The sequence below is a fragment of the Streptomyces sp. LBL genome, assembly GCF_029893585.1.
Lineage (GTDB): Bacteria > Actinomycetota > Actinomycetes > Streptomycetales > Streptomycetaceae > Streptomyces.
On the sequence record NZ_JARXYX010000037.1, the window covers coordinates 1 to 20289 of the forward strand.

Below are 20289 nucleotides of genomic sequence, written 5' to 3' on the forward strand. Positions count from 1 at the left end.
CCGGCATGCGCGATCAGGTCCGGGTCGTCGAACGCGGCGAACAAGGTCGCCGGGCCGTGGGAGACTCTCACTTCAGAGGTGCCTTGCTTCGTGGGACTGATGAGGGCGTAGGAACTCCCATCATCCCAGGTCAGCGGGCACCTCTTCTCATTACGTCATCCACAGACCGGCTACCGCGCGGTGGATCCAGGGTGATGGATGTCGGCGGCACCTCCGAACCAAGGAGGAATTTTCAGTAACCATTCGAGCCGGCTACCCACCAGGTCTCTTTCCCGCACCCAGATAGGAAGCCCCTGTTCCCTATAGTGCTTGAACTTTCCCCTACCCGCCCACATCTTTGACAGGCAGGCAGCTTCGCATGCCCCGCGATAGATCAACGCCCAATCGCCATAACCGATCTTCCGTGCAACTATTCTCACGCTTTGCTTACTTCCGCGAAAGTATGCGGACACCCGATCGACATCATCGACGCTGGACCATTCAAGGTCAACGAGCGCTTGCCCGAACACCTCAAGGCCCACCTCTTCTATGCCGGCTTTGAGGGCCGCAAGGAACTGTTGATATGCAGAGTTCAGCGCCCGAGGTTCACCAGCAAGAGGAATCTCCTTGTAGCGCACACTCGATCCGAACCATTCCCAATAATTGAATGCGAGTTGAGCAGTTCCCCAAACACCGCCGGCTTCTTCAACGGCTTGCCAATAAGCTGCGTCTAGATCCACGCGTTTCCGAGAACGACTTTCCAGTGCCCTGAGCAAGGACGTCCGAACCACTCGCTCAGAAACCAAATGCATACTTCCGGGAGACCAACACAGACGGTCATAGAAACTTTGTTCGATGCATCTGTAAATATTGGAACCTTGATAGGCAAGTCGCGCGATAGTGCGCGCGCAGAGCTCAGCATCCGGAGCGGGGGTAGAGGTCGACCCCTTTCCGCACCCAAGAGGTTTGCGTAAATTCCTTGGCATAAGTCCGAATTGCCGCCATCGCTCCAGTTGGTACGGACTCACGTCCCACCCACCTTTGGCCAAGGAGGCAATGATCTGCATGTCGGCTCGGCTGACCGCTCCTCTGGGCATGGGCCTGAGGATAGAACCCCGCGAATGTCATGTGAACCGCCTTTTGCCCCCTTCTTCAATGATGGTGCTGCCCGGCACTGGGCCGGCAGCCCTTGGAGGTGAGGCACATGCCGAACTGTTGTTCTCAGGGAGAACCCCGAGACTCTTCACCGCACAGTCAATGCATTCGTGACCTGAGTAAGTCGTCCCGAAGTCGTGGTACCCGAAACTTTTCTCCAAGCAGGACATCGCGAAAGAAGGGGACTGGCCGACGAGCGAGCACCCTGCTGGAGGGTGCACTTGATGAGGCGGTTCGTATGGCAACTAAGGCAGCTTGTAGTGGCGCTGGGCTACTCGCGGCGTATTGGTGGACGCATCGGTGACCCTGGACGGCACATGCCGGACATGTGGACCGTCAGGCAGTCGACAGAGGTGGAATAAACCGTCATCTGGCCTGATGACGCACGGCCTGCTCGCGCTCGTTGTCCTGGTCTTTGTCCAGTGCATGAACAGCCGCCGCCGTTCACCGCTGTACGCGCACCCCGTCTGACCTGCCGCGTGAACCCCCACGGACGCCCCCGAACGGCCACGCGGACAGTTGGAAAGCGTGTTGGCACAACCGCCCAGGTCTCCGTACAAGATGGAGGCTGTCCAGACCAAGCTCTGACCAGCACAGACAATCCAGGACGCGGTGTTCCTCACTGCCGGTTTGCCTGCCACCGTGGGAGCATGACGGACGACTTACCGGTTCGGATAGCCGATGGACGTGTAGTCAGAGCCCCCGGGGTCGGGCCAGTGGCGATGGTATGGCTCCCCGTGAACGGGCAAGTCATCGCCAAAATTCCGCGCCGCAAAGGCAACCGCCACTGGCTGCACGAGACAGTGGGCATCCGTTCCCCGCAGTTCGATGGTGATCGATGGAAGCTGCCACGGAGCAGTCTCGTGCGGCTGGTGACGGCAGCCATCGATCGGTACGGGTTCATCGTGCTCTGGCGGGACATGTCCAGGCTGTCGCAGTGCACCAGGGCATGTCTGGAAGCGACGGGGGTCGAATGCCATTGCTCGTGCCTCGGGGCGCATCATGGACAGGATGCTGCCGGTTGGTTCGAGCGCGTCGGAGACGCGGTGGTGGCCGACCGAGGCGAGTTCACCCGCACCGCGGTTGTCTACGGTGCGAGAGGCAGCGACGCCAACGCCGTGGTGTACGACGGCAAGCTGACGGGTGAACGCTACCGCGTGGATCCCGCCGGCCGACGGAACTGGCCAGCCGCCGCACAGTTCATGTGCGCGAGCTGCATGACCACGAGGGCAGCCGTGTGGGACCACTGCCACACGCATGGCTTCGTTCGCGCGCCGCTGTGTAACCGTTGTAACACCCGTTACTGGCAAGGTTGGCGGCCCCAGCACGGCCGGGCAACGCACAGCCGCAACTTCGACGACAGCTACTACCGCTGGTGCCCCGAGCACTCCAACACACGTAGGCGGTGCAGCGCGTAGCTCTGTGCTCCGTCTCAGTTTCCGTCTCGTTCGTAGTCGTCCACCGCCGTCCGGAGCCGTTCGTGCTGCCTCAGCGATCACAGCATCCGGACGGCGGTGGACGTATGCGAACGCGTCTGGATCACCCTGCGGCCATCGCCGACAAACCTGCAAAGCGAGTTACGCGGGTTCGATTCCCGCCACGGCCTCCACTGCCTTGAGCAGGCACAACGAAAGGGCGGCACCCCTCCGAGGGTGCCGCCCTTTTGAGCGTCCCTCTCAGTTCACGTCCCAGTTGCGCGGTGGAGGACAGGGCACACCGTCAGTCAGAGCACCCCGCCCGCCTCGTCCTGGAACAGTTCCGTCCAGTAGTGCCAGTCGGCTCCGGGAGCGGGCGTGGCTCCCGTTGGGTCGACGCTTGCCAGAACCTGGATCATCGTCGTGGCCAGCTGGTCGTAGGTGTGCGTCGTCAGCTCGTGGGCCAGGTCCTTGTCGATCACTCTCTCGCGGTGGAGCAGCCAGAGCGTGAAGGCCAGCGTGGAGACGTCGGTGTTCAGCGGGTAGAGGGCGGCCTCGCGCTCGTGCCAGTTGAGGACGGCGCCGGTAGCGCCGTCGAGGACCAGGCTGTGGCCCTCGGAGAGGCTGCCGACCCGCAGCAAGTGGCCGGCAGCGGCGGGGAGTTCGGCCACGCCGTCACCGTCGGCGCAGTGCTCGGCCAGCGTCGGCAGCGGCACGTCGGTGTCCAGGTGGAGGAGGACGCCGTCCTCCGGCAGGCCGACCTCTCTCAGGAAGCGGCGGGTCGGCTCGTGCGTGAGGGCCACGGGGAAGTCGACGTCCTCGAAGCGCGCCACCTTGCCCTGGCCGAACTCCTGGTCCAGCAGGCGGGCCGGCAGGTCCAGTGCCAGTCCCGAGCCCGTGCCCGGCCCCGCCACCAGGGACAGGGGGCGGATCAGAGCAGCCATCTTCCAGAACGGCGCCGGCTCGCCGCCCGCGCCCTCCTCGAAGACGGCGAGCAACTGCCGGGAGGCATCCGCCACCGCCTTCGGCCCGAAGCGGCCCGCGTAGGACGCGAACTGGCCGCGCAGGCAGGCCAGTTCGTCCGTCGCCGCGGCGAACCGCACCAGCGTCGACAGCGAGGGCGCGAGCGGGCGGCGGTGCATCAGGTCGTGGCGGTCGTGCAGGAAGTACGCCGTCGAGATCTCGCCGGTCGAGCCGTCCAGCAGGACCGACTCCGTCGCCAGACCGCGGGGACCCACCAGCCCGCCTATCACGAGCTGGTCCCGCAGGTCCCAGGCGAACAGCGGGCCGGGTTCGCCGGTCGAGTCGGCCACCGTGCGCAGGCCCTCCTGGCGCAGTTCCGCGAAGGTGAACACACCACTGTGGCCGGGCAGTCCGGGACCCGTGAGCCAGCGGCGCGTCGGCGCGTGCGTGACGTACGGATCCAGTTCGGCATCGGTCAGTGTGATCGTCGCCGGGCCGGCATCGGTCAGTCTGATCGTCGCCGGGCCGGTGTCGGTCGTCGCTTTCATGTGCTCCCCCGTGTGTACGTGCTCACATCCCCGCGCAGGGCACGCCCGGCCGACCAGCTCCGACGGCCGTCCCCCACTGCTCAGAACACTACGCGGCACCACTGACAACGCCCCCGGCCCACGGCCCGGAGGTCTCTCGGATCACGCGAAGTACACGCCACCCACCACGACCACCGCCGCCGCCAGCACGAACAGCAGGATCCACAGCGCCAGCTTGCCCACCCCGGGCGGAGGTTCGTAGCGGGGCTGGTTCTCGGGGTCCGGGCTGGTCACCAGGTGCTCACTGGGTGGTCGCCACTGCTGCCTGGGGGCGGATCGGGAGGCGGTTGACGGGGCGGCCGGTCGCCGCGCGGACCGCGGAGGCGATGGCCGCGGGGGAAGTCACCACCGGGACCGCGCTGACCGCCTTGGCGCCGAAGGGGGCGACCACGTCGCGTTCCTCGACCAGTTTCACGATCCGCAGGTCGGGCGCGTCCAGGGCCGTCGGGAGGGCGTAGCCGGTGAGGTCGGGGTGGCGGATCAGGCCGCGGGCGCTGCGCAGGTTCTCGGTGAGGGCGATGCCGACGCCCTGGGTGACGCCTGCCTCGATGCGGGCCGTCAGCTGGGCCGGGTTCAGGACGCGGCCGACGTCCTGGGCGAGGGCCAGCTCGACCACGCGTACCGAGCCCAGTTCGATGTCGACGTCGACCACCGCGCGGATCGCGCAGAAGGCGAGGCCCACGAAGGCGTCGCCCTGGCCGGTTTCGTTCAGGGGTTCCGTCGGGTGGGGGCGGCACTGGGCGGTCGCCCACAGTTCCTTGCCGTCCATCGCCTCGGTGACGGTGGTCGACAGGACACCGTCGTACGAGGTGATCTTGCCGTCGGTGATCTGGAGCAGCTCCGTGGACATGCCGAACTTGTGCGCCAGGGGCTGGAGCAACTGGGTGCGGACCATCTTGGCCGCCCGTTCCACCGCTCCGCCCGACACCCAGGTGTGGCGGCTGTGGCAGCTCGGGCCGGCCGGTGGCTGGTCGGTGTCGACCGGGGCCACATGGACCTCGTCGACGCCGAGGGTCTCCTGGACGATCTGCCGGGCCAGCGTGGTGAAACCCTGACCGGTCTCCACAGCCGCGCACAGCACCGTCGCCACGCCGTCCTGGACCCGGACGGTCGCCGTGGAAACCTCGTCCGCGCCCTCCGCGCCGAGCATGTGCACCATGCCCAGGCCGTAGCCGACGCCCCGGCGCACCGCGCCCGGTTCGCCCGCGCCCTCGGGGCCGCCGGGCAGCAGCCACTCGTCCTCGGGCGTGTCCTTGGGGAGCGCGGGGAGCGGGAAGTCCCGTACCGCCTGCAGGAGTTCGGCGACGGGCGCCGGGCAGGTCACCGGCTGACCCGTCGGGAGTACGTCCCCGGTGGCCATGGCGTTGCGCAGGCGCAGCTCCGCCGGGTCGACGCCCAGTTTCTTCGCCAGCTTGTCCATCTGGGCTTCGTACGCGGCGCACACCTGCATCGCGCCCTCGCCGCGCACATGGCCGGAGGGCGGGTTGTTGGTGCGGACGGCCCAGCCCTCGATGAAGGCGTTCGGGACGACGTACGGGCCGCAGGCGAAGGAGACGGCGGCGGCCAGCGCCTCCGACGAGGTGTCCGCGTACGCGCCCGCGTCGAGCAGGATCTGCGCCTCCACCTTCACCAACTTGCCGTCCGCGTCGGCGTGGTGGCGGTATCTCAGCAGGGTGGGGTGCCGGTGGGTGTGGCCGAGGAAGGACTCTTCGCGCGTCGCGGTGAGCTTGACCGGGCAGCCCGTCTTGAGCGCCAGCAGGCCCAGCGGGAGCTGGAAGCCCTGGTCCTCGCGGTCCGCGGTGGCGCCGGGGACGCCGGTGACGACGACCTTCACGCGCTCCGGCTCCAGCCCGTAGCAGGCGGCGGCGGTGTCGCGGTCGGTGTGCGGGTCCGTGGAGGCCACGTACAGCTCGACGCCGCCGTCGGGGCGCGGCACGGCCAGGCCGGCCTCGGCGCCGATGGGGGCCGGGTCCTGGCGGCCGATGCGGTACTGGCCCTCGACGACGATCTCGCCGACCGCGTCCGGGTCGCCGTGGCGCAGCGGGATGTGCCGGATCAGGTTGCCGTCGGGGTGCAGCGGCTCGGCCTCGAAGGACTGTTCGGGGTCGGTGACCGGGTCGAGTACTTCGTACTCGACGATGACGGCGGCTGCGGCCATCCGCGCGGTGTCGGGGTGGTCGGCGGCGACGGCCGCGATGGGCTCGCCGTGGTGGCGTACGACCTCGGAGGCGAACACCGGACGGTCGGCCTTGCCCCGGCCGAGGACCGGGCTTCCGGGCACGTCCTCGTGGGTGACGACGGCTCGTACGCCGGGCATCTCGCGCGCGTGGGACGTGTCGATGGACACGATGCGCGCGTGCGGGTGCGGGGAGCGCAGTACGGCCGCCCACAGCAGGCCCTCGGCCCACAGGTCGGCCGCGTACGGGAAGGTGCCCTCGGTCTTGGCCCGGGCCTCGGCGGCCGGCAGGGACACGCCGAGACCGTGCGGGATCGGTTCGGGAGCGTGTGCGGCCTCCGCGGCGGTGGTCGCGCCGGCGGCTTCGTTGCTCACGCCTGGCCTCCGTCCTGTCCGGGTTCGTGTCCGGGGCCGTGTCCCTGTCCGGGGCCGTGTCCCTGTCCGGGGCCGTGTCCCTGTCCGGGTCCGTACGCCTGGTTGTGTCCGGCCGGTTCGAACGCCGACGGATTGACGCCTCCGGCGCCCGGACCCGCCTGATGCGGGATACGTGCCTCGCCCGCGTCCGGCCCAGCCTCGGCCTCGGCCTCGGAGTGCGCCGCGCGTTCCGCCACGACCTCCTTGACCGCCTCCACGACGCCCCGGTAGCCGGAGCAGCGGCAGAGGTTTCCGCACAGTGCCTGGCGGGTCTCCATCTCGCTCGGTGCCGGGTTGCCCTCCAGCAGGTCGTGCAGGGTCATCGCCATCCCCGGTACGCAGAAGCCGCACTGCACCGCGCCGCACTTCGCGAGCGCCCGCTGGACGTCCGACGACTGTCCGTCGACGGCCAGTCCCTCGACCGTACGGACCTCGCTGCCGGCCGCGGTCACGGCCGGGACCAGGCAGGACGCGACGAGCCGTCCGTCGACCTGGACGTTGCAGGCCCCGCACTCGCCCTGCGAGCAGCCGTCCTTGGCGCCCGCGAGACCGAGCCGCTCACGCACCACGTAGAGCAGCGACTCGCCGATCCACGCATCGGTGACGGGACGTTCGACGCCGTTGACGCGCAGGACGTAGGAGGCGAGGGGGTGTTCCTCGCCGGACGGCGGTGGCGCCCCGTCACCTGACTCCGGGTCGGTCGCGGGCTCCTCGCCCTCGGGCTCCGCGTCCGCGGCCTTCGCGTCCGCAGCGGCACCGTGCACGGGCTCGGCGGATTCCTCGGGGGCCCCGGCGGTCCTCTCCGCGGTCTCCGCGGTCTCTGCGGTCTCTGCGGCTTCTACGGCGTCCTCGGCGCGTTCTGCCGTCTCTGCGGCCTCTGCGGCCTCTTGGGCCCTGTGAGCGGGCTGCGGGGCGTCCACGACAGCTTCGGCGGACGCCTCGGGCGCCTCCGCGTGCACATCGGCGGGCTGCTGCTCGGGCGGGAGCGGCTGGGACTGCTCGGGCGCGTGGGCGCGGGGCTGCTCGGGCTCGGACTCGTGCCCGGCGTGACCCGGCTCCATGAACCCGGTGGGACCCGGCTCCAGGGGCACGTAACCCTCAGGCGCGGGCTGCTCCTGGGCGTAAACCCTCGGCTCGAATGCCCCCGGCTCGATCGTCTCCGACTCGAATGCCCTCGGCTCGTAAGCTCCCGGCTCGTAAGCTCCCGGCTCGTGGTGCTCCGGGGCGTGGCGCTCCGGAGCGTGCGCGCCCGCGGCGCGCGCCTCCGAAGCATGCCGCTCCGCAACGCGCGCCTCGAAGGCGTGCCGTTCCGCAGCATGCGTCTCCGAAGCGTGCCGTTCCGTCGCGAACGCTTCCGCCGCTCGCGCTTCCGCCACCCGTGCTTCCGCCACTCGCGCTTCCGCCGCGAACTGCTCCCGCTCGTGCGTGGCCGCCGCGCCCCCGCCGTACGACTCGGGCTGCTCATGCGGTGCGATGTCCCCGGAGGCAGCCGACCGGTCCGGCACGGGCCAGGTCTGCGCCGACTGCTCATGCCCGTGCCCGCCCTCCGGCGGCTGTCCGTACCCGGAGCCCGGGCCCGACGGCTGTCCGTAAGCGGAGCCGGGGCCCGACGGCTGCCTGTGCGCGTACTCGGAGCCCGTCGGCCGGTCGTAGCCCGGCCCTGTCGGGCGCCCATACCCGTGGCCGGGTTCCGAAGGCTGCCCGCCCTCGTGGCGCGTGTCCTGGTCCGCCGGCCCGGGCGGCCGGCCCCAGGGCTGCCCGGCCGCTTCCGTCGCCCAGGGGGCGGAGGCGCCGCCGGGCAGGGTGGCCGGCGGGGTGCCGCCCCACTGCTCGACCAAGGCGGACGTGGTGAACTCGCCCGATTCGTCCGGGAGGTCGCCGCCGGCGACCGGGATCGACCACTGCCCGGTGACGTCGTGGCCCGGCGCCGGGGCGGTCTGCCCGGTGTCCGCCGTACCCGTGTCCTCGACGTTCCACTGCCCGGTGCCCCCGGGGTCGGCCGCCCCCGGGTCGTACGTGAACCGGTCGTCGCCGGTGGTGCGGGGTACCGCGTTCGGGTCGGGCCAGTGGGCACCGTCGGCGGGCGCGGTGGGCATCGCCCAGGAGCCCGTGGCCGGGTCGATGCCCGCACCGGTGGCCGGATTGACCGTTATCTGCGGCGGCACATAGCCGTGACCGGGCGCGGCGAGCGGAGTGTCGGCGGAGGCCAGAAGGGCGTCGATACCCCCCTCGGGGAGCTTCACGAAGGCGGTGGCACCGTCGTCGTAGTCGCCCTGGGGCAACGGGTCCCAGCGGCCCGCGCTCCGGGGCGTTCCCTCTTCGTGCTGGTCGTCGGTCACTTCAGAGCCCTCCCCAGTGCTCGACGGGCCAGTGCGGCGACGGTGCGCCGCAGGTGCAGTACTGCGGGCGGAAGCTGCTGCAGGGAGCCGTCCTCGGCCGGCACCGGGTCGGGGATGCAGGCCGCGGCGACGTACTCGCCGAAGGCGCTGAGGGCCTCCGGGACGATCGCGCGGCCGTTGTCCCAGTCGATCAGCCGGGCGACCCACTGTTCGGCTTCCAGGGGCCTGAGCGGCATCGGCGCTATGGCGCCGACGGCGCACCGGACTCCGCGCCGGGCCGGGTCGAGGACGAGGGCGACGGAGGCGACCGCGCGGCCGGGGCCGGTGCGGCCGGTCGCCTTGAGGAAGACCTGGGGCGCGTGCAGCAGCGGCACGCGCACGTAGCCGATGAGTTCGCCGGCGCGCAGCATCTCCATGCCGGCCAGCAGGTGCGACACCGGCATCTCCCGGCGGGCCCCGCCCGCGCCCGCGATGATCAGTGTCGCTTCCAGGGCGGCCAGCACCGGAAGCGCGTCCCCCGTGGGGGCGGCCGAGGCGATGTTGCCGCCTAGGGTGCCCGCGTTGCGGATGTGCGGCGGGCCGGCGGCGCGCGCGGAGGCCGCGAGTGCCGGGATCAGGGCGGCGAAGTCGGGGCGGCCCATCCGCGCGTGGGTGAGGCCCGCGCCGAGCAGGGCGTGGCCGTCCAGGTACTGCCAGCCGCGGATCTCGCTGATCTTGCCGAGGCCGACCAGCGCGGCGGGCCTGAGCTGGCCGGAGTTGACGGCAGCCATCAGGTCGGTGCCGCCCGCGACGGGGACGGCGGCGGGCATGGCGGCGAGCGCCGCCACTGCCTCGTCCAACGTCGTGGGCAGGGTGACGGCCTGCGCCGCCTGCGGTGCGTGCGTGGTCAAACCGGCTACCCCTTCCCGCTGCCCCACCTGGTCCCACCTGTTGCTGCCGTACGGTACGTGCTGACAGGGCGGACGTGGCAACTCTGGCACATCTTCGCAAGGCTCGAAGACAGGGGTCCGCTAGGTTGCATTCGCCCACCTCACCAGGGAGATGGCCGGTTTTCGCACAACTTCACCGGCGCGCGCGAATTGCCACTCTTCGGTGATGCTTGCGACGGTTTTCCCCTACCTGTTCGGTAAGTTCAGTTACCTGTTCGGGGGTGCACCCTCGATCGGCCGACCGAGCACGCCGGGCCGCTGCTGCCACGGCACCGGTCCCGTCGGCGGCCGATAGCCGACCCCGAGGGCGTCAAGTAGCCGGTAGTGGGCGGTCATCCGCCGCTCGAAACCGGCGACGTCCCGTTCCGCGGGTGCGGGCAGGGCGCTCCAGGCCACCTCGGCGAAGGCGGCGAGCCTCGGGAAGGTCTGGTAGTCCACCCGCGCCTGGTTCTCCATCACCTCGGTCCACACGTTGGCCTGCGTGCCCAGGACGTGCCGGGCCTCGTCCGGCGTCAACTCCGGTGGAACGGGTTCGAACCGGTAGACGTCCTCCAGGGTGCGGACGTAGCCGATGGGGACCGGCTCGTCCGCGCCTTCGTGCTGCCGGTGGTCCAGGTACACCTGCTGCTCGGGGCACATGACGACGTCGTGACCGGCCCGCGCGGCCGAGATCCCGCCCTGGTAGCCGCGCCACGACGACACGGCGGCCCCTTCGGCGAGACCCCCCTCCAGGATCTCGTCCCAGCCGATGAGCCTGCGCCCGCGCGCGGTGAGCCATGTGTCGAAGTGCCGGATGAACCAGGACTGCAACGCGTCCTCGTCCGCGAGCCCGAGTTCCGTCATCCGGGCCTGCGCGGTGGACGACCGCCTCCACTGGTCCTTGAGGCATTCGTCGCCGCCGACGTGCAGGAACTCCCCCGGGAAGAGATCCAGGACTTCCTCGAACACCCCTTCGTAGAAGCGCAGGGTGTTGTCAGTGGGGGCGAGTACGTTCTCAGAGATGCCCCAGCTGTCCCAGACCGTGAGGGAGGTCGTGTCGATGACGTCGGTGTTGCCGAGTTCCGGGTACGCGGCGATGGCGGCCTGCGAGTGTCCCGGTACGTCGATTTCGGGGACGACGCTGATATGCCGCTCGGCGGCGTAGGCGACGATCTCGCGGATGTCGTCCTGGGTGTAGAAGCCGCCGTGCGGCTTGTCCTCCCACAGCGGCGACGCCCGGTGGCCGATTTTCGTGCGGGCCCGCCAGGAACCGACCTCCGTCAGCTTCGGGTACCGCTTGATCTCGACGCGCCAGCCCTGGTCGTCCGTCAAGTGGAAGTGGAAGACGTTGAGTTTGTGCACGGCCATCAGATCGAGGTAGCGAAGGACGCCTTCCTTCGGCATGAAGTGCCGCGCCACGTCCAGCATGAGGCCGCGCCAGCGGAAGCGGGGGGCGTCCTCGACGATCTGGTGCGGGGCCTCGCAGGAGGTCCCGGGGCGAACCGGAGCGCGCCGGAAGGCGTCGGGTCCGAGCGTCTGACGCAGCGTTTGGGCGCCCCAGAAGACACCGGCCGCGCTGCCACCCCGAATCTCGACACCCCGGTCGGGGACGACGCTGAGTCTGTAGGCCTCGGGCGCCAGCGTGTCGTCCAGGCGCAGCCTGACGGAGGCGGGGCTGTCCTCGGGCCCGGGCGCGAGCGGCAGGCCGAAGGCCGCACCCAGCGTGGAGCGCAGCCAGCGTTCCGTGGTGCCGGTGCCGGGGCCCGCCCACAGGGTCGTGTCCTCGTCGAACGGGACACCACCGCGCGCAAGGCCCTCGACGGCGCGTGGCGCCGGAATCAGTTCCGTCGGAAGGATCACGGGAGTCACGGGGGTCACGGGGGTCACGGGGGTCATGTCAGTCCTTAACCGCTCCGCCCAGCCCGGAGACCAGCCGTCGCTGTACGAGTACGAAGAAGACCAGTACCGGAATCGTCATCACCGTGGAGGCCGCCATCACACCACCCCAGTCCGGGTCGTCCGGTTTGTAGAAGACGAGCAGGGCCATCGGCAGGGTCGACTGGGAGGTGTCGCTGATGATGAACGATTTGGCGAACAGGAAGTCGTTCCAGGCCGAGATGAAGGAAAACACGCTCGTGGCCACCAGCCCGGGGAAGACCAGCGGGAAAAGGATCTGCCACAGGAATCGCGCCCGGCTCGCCCCGTCGATGTACGCGGCCTCCTCCAGCGCCTCCGGTACGGCTTTCACGAAACCACGCAGCATCCAGATCGCGAAGGGCAGCGAGAAGGCGATGTGCGGCAGGATCAGCGAGCCCAGGGTGTTCAGCTGCCCGAAGTCCCGCATGAGGAAGAACAAGGGGATCGTCAGGGCTTCCACGGGCACCATCTGGGCCACCAGAAACATGATCAGCAGGGTGGTCCGGAAGCGGAACCGGAATCGGGTCACGGCGGTCGCCGCGAGAAACGCGATCAGCGCGGAGACGATCACCACACTGCACGCCACGACCAGGCTGTTGAGGAAGTACCGGCCGAATTCCTGCTGTTCGAACACGCGCCGGAAAGAGTCCAGCGAGGGCGACAGAGTCCAGGGCCTCGGTTCGGCCGACTCGATTTCCCCGGCCGGTTTGAAGGCGCTGAGCACCATCCAGTACAGCGGAAACGCCACGAGGACCGCGAGCAACAGGGCGGAGGTCTCGGCGGCCAGCCGCCACGGACGCCGCAGTTGCGCTCGTAGACGACTCACAGCTCCTCCCCTTGGCGGCGCAGCAGCCGCAGGTACACGAGGGTGACCGCGAGCAGGATCAGCAGCGTCACGACACCGATCGCGGAGCCGAGACCGTACTGCGAGGACGCGAACGCCTGCTGGTAGGCGTACACGTTCAGCACGAGGTTCTGCCCGGCGATGCCGCCGCCGTTGGTCATGACGTAGATCTGGGTGAAGACCTTGAAGTCCCAGATGACCGACTGGATGGTGACGACGGTCAGGATGGGCCGGAGCATCGGCGCGAGCACCGACCGCCAGATGCGCCACTGGGAGGCGCCGTCCAGGGCGGCGGCCTCCAGCACCTCGCCCGGGACGGCGCGGATACCGGCGTACACCGTCACCATCACGAACGGGAAGGAGCACCACACCACTTCGAGCAGGACGAGGAAGAAGGCGCTGTAGCGCCCGTAGGTCCACGAGTGGTCGCCCAGGCCCAGCACACGGTTGACCGGACCGAAGTCCGGGTCGAAGAGGAACAGCCAGACCGTGGAGCCGGTGATGGCCGGCGTCGCCCAGGCGCCGAGCGCGGCCAGCATCAGCGCGAGCCGGGGTACGGCACGCACCCGGGTGAGCAGCACGGCGAGCGCGCACCCGGCGGCAAGGGTCGAGACGACGCAGGTCGCCGCGAAGACCACCGTCGCCAGCAGCACCTGCCAGAACTGGCTGTCGGAGAACAGTTCCGTGTAGTTCCCGAACCCCTTGAAGGTGGTCGGTTCACCACCGCTGACCTGGGCCTGGGTGTACTGGAAGAACGAGATCAGGCCGAGCTGGTAGACGGGGTAGACGAGCAGCCCGCCGAGCACGACGAGAGCGGGGGCGAGATACAGCCAAGGGGTGCTGATACGCCCCCGGGGGCGCGGGGCCCTGCTGGAGGTGCGGCTGGGGCGGTTGGAGGTGCGGCTGGGGCTGCGTGGGCGCGATCGGCCCCCAGCGCCCCGCAGCCGCAGGCGCTCCGCGCCCCCCGAGCTCTCAGGCACCGGCGTCACCCGGCGGAGCCGAACGCGTCGTCCATTTTCGTCGCCGCGCTCTTCGAAGCCGCCGCCACGTCCTTCCTGCCGCTGATGACCTCCTGGAACATGGTCGGCAGGACCAGCGAGGAGTCGATCTGGGACCAGGCGGGAGAGGCGGGGACGAACTTGGTGCCGGCGGCGAGGGTCTGCACGAAGGGCTTCACATACGGCTCATTCGCCGCCGCCTGCTGCCGTACGTCCGCGAAGGTCGGCAGGAAGCCCATCGCGTCGAACAACGAGGCCTGCGTCTTCTTCGAGGCGAGCTGTTCCATCAGGTCGACCGCCAGGGTGCGGTGCGAGGTGCTCTTCAGGACGCCTATGTTGTTGCCGCCGGCGAACGCGGGCGCGATCGAGCCGGACCGCACACCGGGCAGCGGCACGACCGCGTACTTGCCCTTCGCCTTCCCGGCCTCGACGGCGGTGTGGCTGAAGTCGCCGCCGATCGCCATGCCCGCCTTGCCTGCCGCGAACGCGGTGATCGTGTCGTTGCCGCCCATGCTCGCGCACTTGGCGGCGGGACAGTTGTCGTCGCCGAAGAGGGACGTGTACTCCTTGATGCCCTTCTGGGCGGCCGCGCTGTCGATCGCGGAGGCATACGAGCCCCCCTTGCCGGTGGCGAGTTCACCGCCGTTGGCCCATACGAACGGCATCGCACCGTAGGTGTAGGCACCGCCGACGACCAGGCCGTAGAGCTCGGGTCTGGCGGTGCGGATCTGGCGGGCGGTGGAGGCCAGTTCGGCCATGGTCCTGGGGACCTCCAGGCCGAGTTCCTCGAAGACGTCGGTCCGGTAGTAGAGGGCGCGGACGCCGACGTAGAAGGGCGCGCCATAGATCTTGCCGTCGACGGTGACGGACTGCTTGGCGGTGGGGTCGGTGCCCTTGGCCTCGCTCCAGGCGCCGAACTCCCGGGTGACGTCGAGGAGTCCGCCGTCCTTCACATAGCCGGCCGTGTCGGTGTTGCCGTACTCCATGAGGTCGGGGGCGGACTTGGGGTCGTTGAAGGCGGCCTTGACACGCTGGGCGCGGGTGTCGATCGGGATGTACTCGACGTCGACCCGGGTGTCGCTGTGAGCCTTCTCGAACGCCGTGACGACGGAGTCGACGACCTTCTCCTTCGGCTTGTTGCCGACCTCCTGGAAGAGCCAGACGCGGAGGGTGCCGGCCTGGTCGTCCTTGTCGGAGGAGGAGTTGTCGGAAGTCTGGGGGGCGCAGGCGGTGACGACGACGGCAGCGAGCAGTACGGCCAGTCGGGGAGCGACTTTCATGGAGCGTTCCTCCAGGCGTGCGTTGCAACATATGCAATGGCGGTTTCGCTCTGCACAACACCATGGAGGCTAGGGACTACATGAACATGCCCACAAGAGGTCTCCACCACTTCGTGACCCACGAGGGCACAGAAGACACACGAGGACACACGAGGACACACGGCGACGCACGGCGACGCACGGCGACGCACGGCGACGCACGGCGACGCACGGTGACGCACCAAGGCATACGGAGAACACACGAAGGCCCCTGAAGCCTCGCCGCAGCGTGACCTCAGAGACCTTCGGAACCTCAGCCGGAACTCAGTGAAACTCAGCCAGAACTCAGTGGGGCACTCGGCGGGACCGGGCTACTTGTCGCCGCCCTTGTCCTTGTCGTCGCCGCCGGAGCTCATGGACTCGTAGATCTCCTTGCACATGGGGCACACCGGGTACTTCTTCGGGTCGCGGCCCGGCACCCAGACCTTGCCGCACAGCGCCACGACGGGAGTGCCGTCGAGGGCGCTCGCCATGATCTTGTCCTTCTGGACGTAGTGGGCGAAGCGCTCGTGGTCGCCGTCGCCGTGGGACACCTGCGGCGTCGGCTCTACAAGGGTCCCCGTCCCCGTACCTCGCTGCGGCTGGGTCTCAGGCTCAAGAGTGCTCATGAAACCTAGGGTACTGAAACTCACACCCCTCAGTTGAGCGAAGGGTCGTCCGGGTACGTGGCGACCATCGCCAGCTCGTTGCGCTGGCGGCGCAGGACCTCGCGCCAGAGCCTCTCGGGGGACGGGGAGGAGACATCACCGGGTTCCGACTCGACGACGTACCACGCCCCCTCCACCAGCTCGTCCTCCAGCTGGCCGGGGCCCCAGCCGGCGTAACCGGCGAAGATGCGCAGGGAGCCCAGGGCCGAGGCGAGGAGTTCCGGCGGGGCCTCCAGGTCGACCAGGCCGATCGCGCCGTGCACCCGGCGCCAGCCCAGCGGGGTCCGGTCGGCTGACCCCCCGCCCGGGATGACGGCGACGCCGAGGGCCGAGTCCAGGGAGACCGGGCCGCCCTGGAAGACGACACCGGGTTCACCGGCGAGACCCGCCCAGCCCTCCAGGATGTCGCCGACGTCCACCGGGGTGGGCCGGTTGAGGACGACACCGAGGGAGCCCTCCTCGTCGTGGTCGAGAAGCAGCACCACCGCACGGTCGAAATTCGGGTCCGCCAGGGCGGGCGTTGCCACGAGCAGCCGTCCTGTGAGCGAGGACACCTCGGTCATGGCAGACATGATCCCGCATCCCACCCGCGCGTGGGTAGGCGAAACGAAAACGGGCACCAGCGCATGGGGGCACCGACGCCCTGTGCACCCCGTAGGGGAACTGTTCGTGTTTTGAACCCTCCCCGGCTGGAGCGGGGATTCCTGGCTCACACTGCTCGACCGTTCAGTGAACGACACAAGACTCACGCGATCAGCACCAGCCCGGTTGGGACCAGCCCGGTTGACATCAACGTCATCAAGAGGGCACGGCGCTTGGTTCGCAGACCGCACACCAGGCAGCTTAGTCGATTCTGTGTCTGGCGATTACTCTTTCCCTTCTGGCCCCTGCCCCACTCATCGGAACGCGAGATACATGACCGTCAACGACGATGTCCTGCTTGTCCACGGCGGAACTCCGCTGGAGGGCGAGATCCGTGTCCGCGGTGCGAAGAACCTCGTACCGAAGGCCATGGTCGCCGCCCTGCTGGGCAGCGAGCCGAGTCGACTGCGCAATGTTCCGGACATCCGTGACGTCCGGGTCGTACGCGGTCTGCTGCAACTGCACGGGGTGACGGTCCGTCCGGGGGAGGAGCCGGGCGAGCTGGTGATGGATCCCTCGCACGTGGAGAGCGCGAATGTCGCGGACATCGACGCGCACGCGGGTTCGAGCCGCATCCCGATCCTCTTCTGCGGCCCGCTGCTGCACCGCCTCGGCCACGCGTTCATTCCGGGTCTCGGCGGCTGCGACATCGGCGGCCGGCCGATCGACTTCCACTTCGAGGTGCTGCGGCAGTTCGGCGCGCGGATCGAGAAGCGGGCGGACGGCCAGTACCTGGAGGCGCCGCAGCGCCTGCGTGGCACGAAGATCCGGCTGCCGTACCCGTCCGTCGGCGCGACCGAGCAGGTGCTGCTGACGGCCGTTCTGGCCGAGGGCGTCACCGAACTCTCCAACGCGGCCGTGGAGCCCGAGATCGAGGACCTCATCTGCGTACTGCAGAAGATGGGGGCGATCATCGCGATGGACACCGACCGCACCATCCGCGTCACCGGTGTGGACAGCCTCAGCGGCTACGACCACCGCGCGCTCCCGGACCGGCTGGAGGCCGCCTCCTGGGCGTCCGCCGCGCTGGCGACCGAGGGCAACATCTACATCAAGGGCGCCCAGCAGCGCTCGATGATGACGTTCCTCAACACCTTCCGGAAGGTCGGCGGTGCCTTCCGCATCGACGACGAGGGCATCCGGTTCTGGCACCCCGGCGGCGAGTTGAAGTCCATCGCCCTCGAAACGGACGTCCACCCGGGCTTCCAGACGGACTGGCAGCAGCCGCTGGTCGTCGCCCTCACCCAGGCCACGGGCCTGTCCATCGTCCACGAGACGGTGTACGAGTCCCGGCTGGGCTTCACCTCCGCGCTCAACCAGATGGGCGCCCACATCCAGCTCTACCGCGAGTGCCTGGGCGGCTCGAACTGCCGCTTCGGCCAGCGCAACTTCCTGCACTCCGCGGTCGTGTCGGGCCCCACCAAGCTCCAGGGCGCCGACCTGGTCATCCCCGACCTCCGCGGCGGCTTCTCGTACCTCATCGCCGCGCTCGCAGCCCAGGGCACGTCCCGCGTCCACGGCATCGACCTGATCAACCGCGGCTACGAGAACTTCATGGAGAAGCTCGTGGAACTGGGCGCGAAGGTGGAGCTGCCGGGCAAGGCACTCGGGTAAGACAAAGGGCAACACGCCCTTTGCGTACGACGATGGGGCGGCCCCCGGTGAGGGGGCCGCCCCATTGGCGTTACTGGGCCTCGTACGCAGTTCTGTCGCGTACGTGAAGGCTTACTTGCCCTTGGCGGCTTCCTTGAGCTTCGAGCCCGCCGAGACCTTGACGCTGTAGCCCTCCGGGATCTGGATCGGGTCACCGGTCTGCGGGTTGCGCGCGGTACGAGCGGCACGGAGGGTGCGCTCGAAAGTCAGGAAGCCGGGGATGGTGACCTTCTCGTCGCCCTTGGCGACGATCTCACCGACGGTCTCGGCGAACGCGGCCAGAACGGCGTCGGCGTCCTTGCGAGTCACCTCGGCGCGGTCGGCCAGCGCGGCCACCAGCTCACTGCGGTTCATGTTGTTACTCCTGTGTTCTTCTTGCCATTGAGGCGTGCCACGCGGCGGAGCCGCATGTTGGGCGCTGTGAAGCCGATGCCCTCGCGCCCAGGGACGCATCCTGCCCCTACCTGCGGCGGGAAAGCCAATCCGGCACCCGTTGGAAACGTGTAAACACCCGAGGGAGTCACACGAAAAGAGGGACCGAGCCTGGCCGCCACGATAAACGGCGGCCGTGGAACCCGGGTTCCACGACGCGCCGATATCAAGCCCACCGTGGTAATCCTCACAGCCTCCTACGAGGCTACGCCTGCCGCCTTCGCGGCTTCCCGCACCGCCCCGGCGACCGCGCCCGCGACCTTCTCGTTGAAGACGCTCGGGACGATGTAGTTCGCGTTCAGCTCGTCCTCGGTCACCACGTCCGCCAGCGCCTTCGCGGCGGCGATCATCATCTCGGTGTTGACCGTGCGGGACTGCGCGTCCAGCAGACCGCGGAAGACGCCCGGGAAGACCAGCACGTTGTTGATCTGGTTCGGGAAGTCGGAGCGGCCGGTGGCCACAACCGCCGCCGTCAGGCGGGCGATCGCCGGATCCACCTCGGGGTCCGGGTTCGCGAGCGCGAACACGATGGCGTCGTTGGCCATGGCGGCCACGTCGTTGCCGTCGAGGACGTTCGGGGCCGAGACGCCGATGAAGACGTCCGCGTCGCGCACGGCCTCCTTCAGGGTGCCGGTGAGGCCCTCGGGGTTGGTGTTGTCGGCGATCCAGCGCAGCGCCGAGCCGGGGGCGGCGTCGACGAGGTCCTCACGGCCGGCGTGCACGACGCCGTGGATGTCGGCGACGACCGCGTTCTTCACGCCCGCCGCGATCAGCAGCTTGAGGATGGCCGTACCGGCCGCACCGGCACCGGACATGACGACCCGGATGTTCTCAATTGCCTTGCCCGCCACGCGAAGTGCGTTCGTGAGCGCGGCGAGGACGACGATCGCCGTACCGTGCTGGTCGTCGTGGAAGACGGGGATGTCGAGGGCCTCGCGCAGCCGCGCCTCGATCTCGAAGCAGCGCGGGGCCGAGATGTCCTCGAGGTTGATGCCGGCGAAGCCCGGGGCGATCGCCTTGACGATCTCGACGATCGCGTCGGTGTCCTGGGTGTCCAGGCAGATCGGCCAGGCGTCGATGCCGGCGAAGCGCTTGAAGAGGGCCGCCTTGCCCTCCATGACCGGGAGGGCGGCCATCGGGCCGATGTTGCCCAGGCCCAGCACGGCCGAACCGTCCGTCACGACCGCAACGGAGTTGCGCTTGATGGTGAGGCGGCGGGCGTCCTCGGGGTTCTCGGCGATGGCCATGCAGACGCGGGCGACACCCGGCGTGTAGATCATCGAGAGGTCGTCACGGTTGCGGATGGGATGTTTGGACTGCATCTCGATCTTGCCGCCGAGGTGCATGAGGAACGTACGGTCGGAGACCTTGCCGAGGATGACGCCCTCGATGCCGCGCAGTTGCTCGACGATCTCTTCGGCGTGCGCGGTCGAGGTGGCCGCGATGGTGACGTCGATGCGCAGCTTCTCGTGGCCGGACGCGGTGACGTCGAGGCCGGTCACCGAGCCTCCGTGGGACTCGACGGCTCCGGTGAGCAGGGAGACCGCGGTTCCGCTCGCGGGCACCTCCAGCCGGACCGTCATCGAGTAGGAGACGCTGGGCGCCGTTGCCATGGCCGACTTCCTCTGCTTTCACCGGGTGACGCTGGATGCGGTCCGATCGTCGCACCTACCGCCGGGTAGACGTTAGCCGGGTGGGATTGCGAACGTTTTGTTCGCCAGGTGATCACAAGAAAAAGAGGCCCACGTCACTCGGTGACGTGGGCCTCCCCGACGTTCAGTGGCACCGACCCGCCATGCTCGCCTCGCGGCAAGTGGTCGCTCGTAGCGACGAAGGTTGGGCCCGGGGGCTTGGATCGGGCCGGTGCCACGTCCAGGCTAACAAACGGATGCCCGAAGGCA

General features: G+C 69.1%; 16 protein-coding genes. 2 read left to right on the forward strand and 14 right to left on the reverse strand.

The genetic code is table 11. The annotated features are described in order from the left end of the window. Positions 1-170: 170 nt before the first annotated feature. Positions 171-719, reverse strand: a complete 549-nt coding sequence (locus tag M2271_RS34740) for a hypothetical protein (protein ID WP_280891414.1) — start codon at positions 717-719, stop codon at positions 171-173. 1152 nt (positions 720-1871) lie between these two features. Between M2271_RS34740 and M2271_RS34745 the strand changes: the two genes are divergently transcribed. After that, positions 1872-2552, forward strand: coding sequence for an endonuclease domain-containing protein (locus tag M2271_RS34745; protein ID WP_280891415.1), 681 nt, complete (start codon positions 1872-1874; stop codon positions 2550-2552). Positions 2553-2857: 305 nt separating this feature from the next. Here the strand turns inward: M2271_RS34745 and M2271_RS34750 are convergent, their stop codons facing one another. The 11 genes from M2271_RS34750 to M2271_RS34800 form a co-directional block, all read right to left on the reverse strand. Continuing rightward, the gene (locus tag M2271_RS34750; RefSeq protein ID WP_280891416.1) at positions 2858-4060 is read right to left on the reverse strand and encodes an SUKH-4 family immunity protein; all 1203 of its coding nucleotides are present in this window, start codon (positions 4058-4060) and stop codon (positions 2858-2860) included. Positions 4061-4201: 141 nt separating this feature from the next. After that, positions 4202-4333, reverse strand: a complete 132-nt coding sequence (locus M2271_RS34755; protein WP_280891417.1) for a hypothetical protein — start codon at positions 4331-4333, stop codon at positions 4202-4204. Between the two features lie 7 nt (positions 4334-4340). Beyond that, positions 4341-6650, reverse strand: a complete 2310-nt coding sequence (locus M2271_RS34760; RefSeq protein WP_280891418.1) for a molybdopterin cofactor-binding domain-containing protein — start codon at positions 6648-6650, stop codon at positions 4341-4343. After that, positions 6647-9028: a 2Fe-2S iron-sulfur cluster-binding protein gene (locus M2271_RS34765; protein ID WP_280891419.1), complete on the reverse strand. Its 2382-nt coding sequence runs from the start codon at positions 9026-9028 to the stop codon at positions 6647-6649. Before M2271_RS34765 ends, M2271_RS34760 begins: the two co-directional genes overlap by 4 nt. Beyond that, positions 9025-9918 (reverse strand): FAD binding domain-containing protein, encoded by an 894-nt coding sequence (locus tag M2271_RS34770; RefSeq protein WP_280891420.1) that lies wholly within the window; start codon positions 9916-9918, stop codon positions 9025-9027. The genes M2271_RS34765 and M2271_RS34770 overlap by 4 nt, the downstream gene beginning before the upstream one ends. 246 nt (positions 9919-10164) lie before the next feature. Next, complete coding sequence (locus M2271_RS34775) at positions 10165-11832, reverse strand: beta-N-acetylhexosaminidase (protein ID WP_280891421.1); 1668 nt, start codon at positions 11830-11832, stop codon at positions 10165-10167. 1 nt (position 11833) lies between these two features. After that, positions 11834-12679 (reverse strand): carbohydrate ABC transporter permease, encoded by an 846-nt coding sequence (locus M2271_RS34780; RefSeq protein ID WP_280891422.1) that lies wholly within the window; start codon positions 12677-12679, stop codon positions 11834-11836. Next, on the reverse strand, positions 12676-13542 hold the full coding sequence (locus M2271_RS34785; protein WP_280891493.1) for a sugar ABC transporter permease: 867 nt from the start codon (positions 13540-13542) through the stop codon (positions 12676-12678). Before M2271_RS34785 ends, M2271_RS34780 begins: the two co-directional genes overlap by 4 nt. A 140-nt stretch (positions 13543-13682) precedes the next feature. After that, entirely contained in the window at positions 13683-14975 is a 1293-nt protein-coding gene (locus tag M2271_RS34790) for an extracellular solute-binding protein (protein ID WP_280891423.1), read from the reverse strand. Positions 14976-15325: 350 nt separating this feature from the next. Beyond that, the gene (locus M2271_RS34795) at positions 15326-15622 is read right to left on the reverse strand and encodes a DUF3039 domain-containing protein (RefSeq protein WP_280891424.1); all 297 of its coding nucleotides are present in this window, start codon (positions 15620-15622) and stop codon (positions 15326-15328) included. A gap of 29 nt (positions 15623-15651) precedes the next feature. After that, positions 15652-16224, reverse strand: coding sequence for a YqgE/AlgH family protein (locus M2271_RS34800; RefSeq protein WP_280891425.1), 573 nt, complete (start codon positions 16222-16224; stop codon positions 15652-15654). A gap of 352 nt (positions 16225-16576) precedes the next feature. Here M2271_RS34800 and murA point away from each other — a divergent pair, with 352 nt between their 5' ends. Beyond that, positions 16577-17917: a UDP-N-acetylglucosamine 1-carboxyvinyltransferase gene (gene murA / locus M2271_RS34805; protein ID WP_280891426.1), complete on the forward strand. Its 1341-nt coding sequence runs from the start codon at positions 16577-16579 to the stop codon at positions 17915-17917. 111 nt (positions 17918-18028) lie between these two features. Here murA and M2271_RS34810 read toward each other — a convergent pair whose 3' ends face one another. Both M2271_RS34810 and M2271_RS34815 read right to left on the reverse strand, forming a co-directional pair. Then, positions 18029-18310: an HU family DNA-binding protein gene (locus tag M2271_RS34810; protein ID WP_280891427.1), complete on the reverse strand. Its 282-nt coding sequence runs from the start codon at positions 18308-18310 to the stop codon at positions 18029-18031. A gap of 275 nt (positions 18311-18585) precedes the next feature. Next, positions 18586-20001, reverse strand: coding sequence for an NAD-dependent malic enzyme (locus M2271_RS34815; protein WP_280891428.1), 1416 nt, complete (start codon positions 19999-20001; stop codon positions 18586-18588). Between the last annotated feature and the right edge of the window lie 288 nt (positions 20002-20289).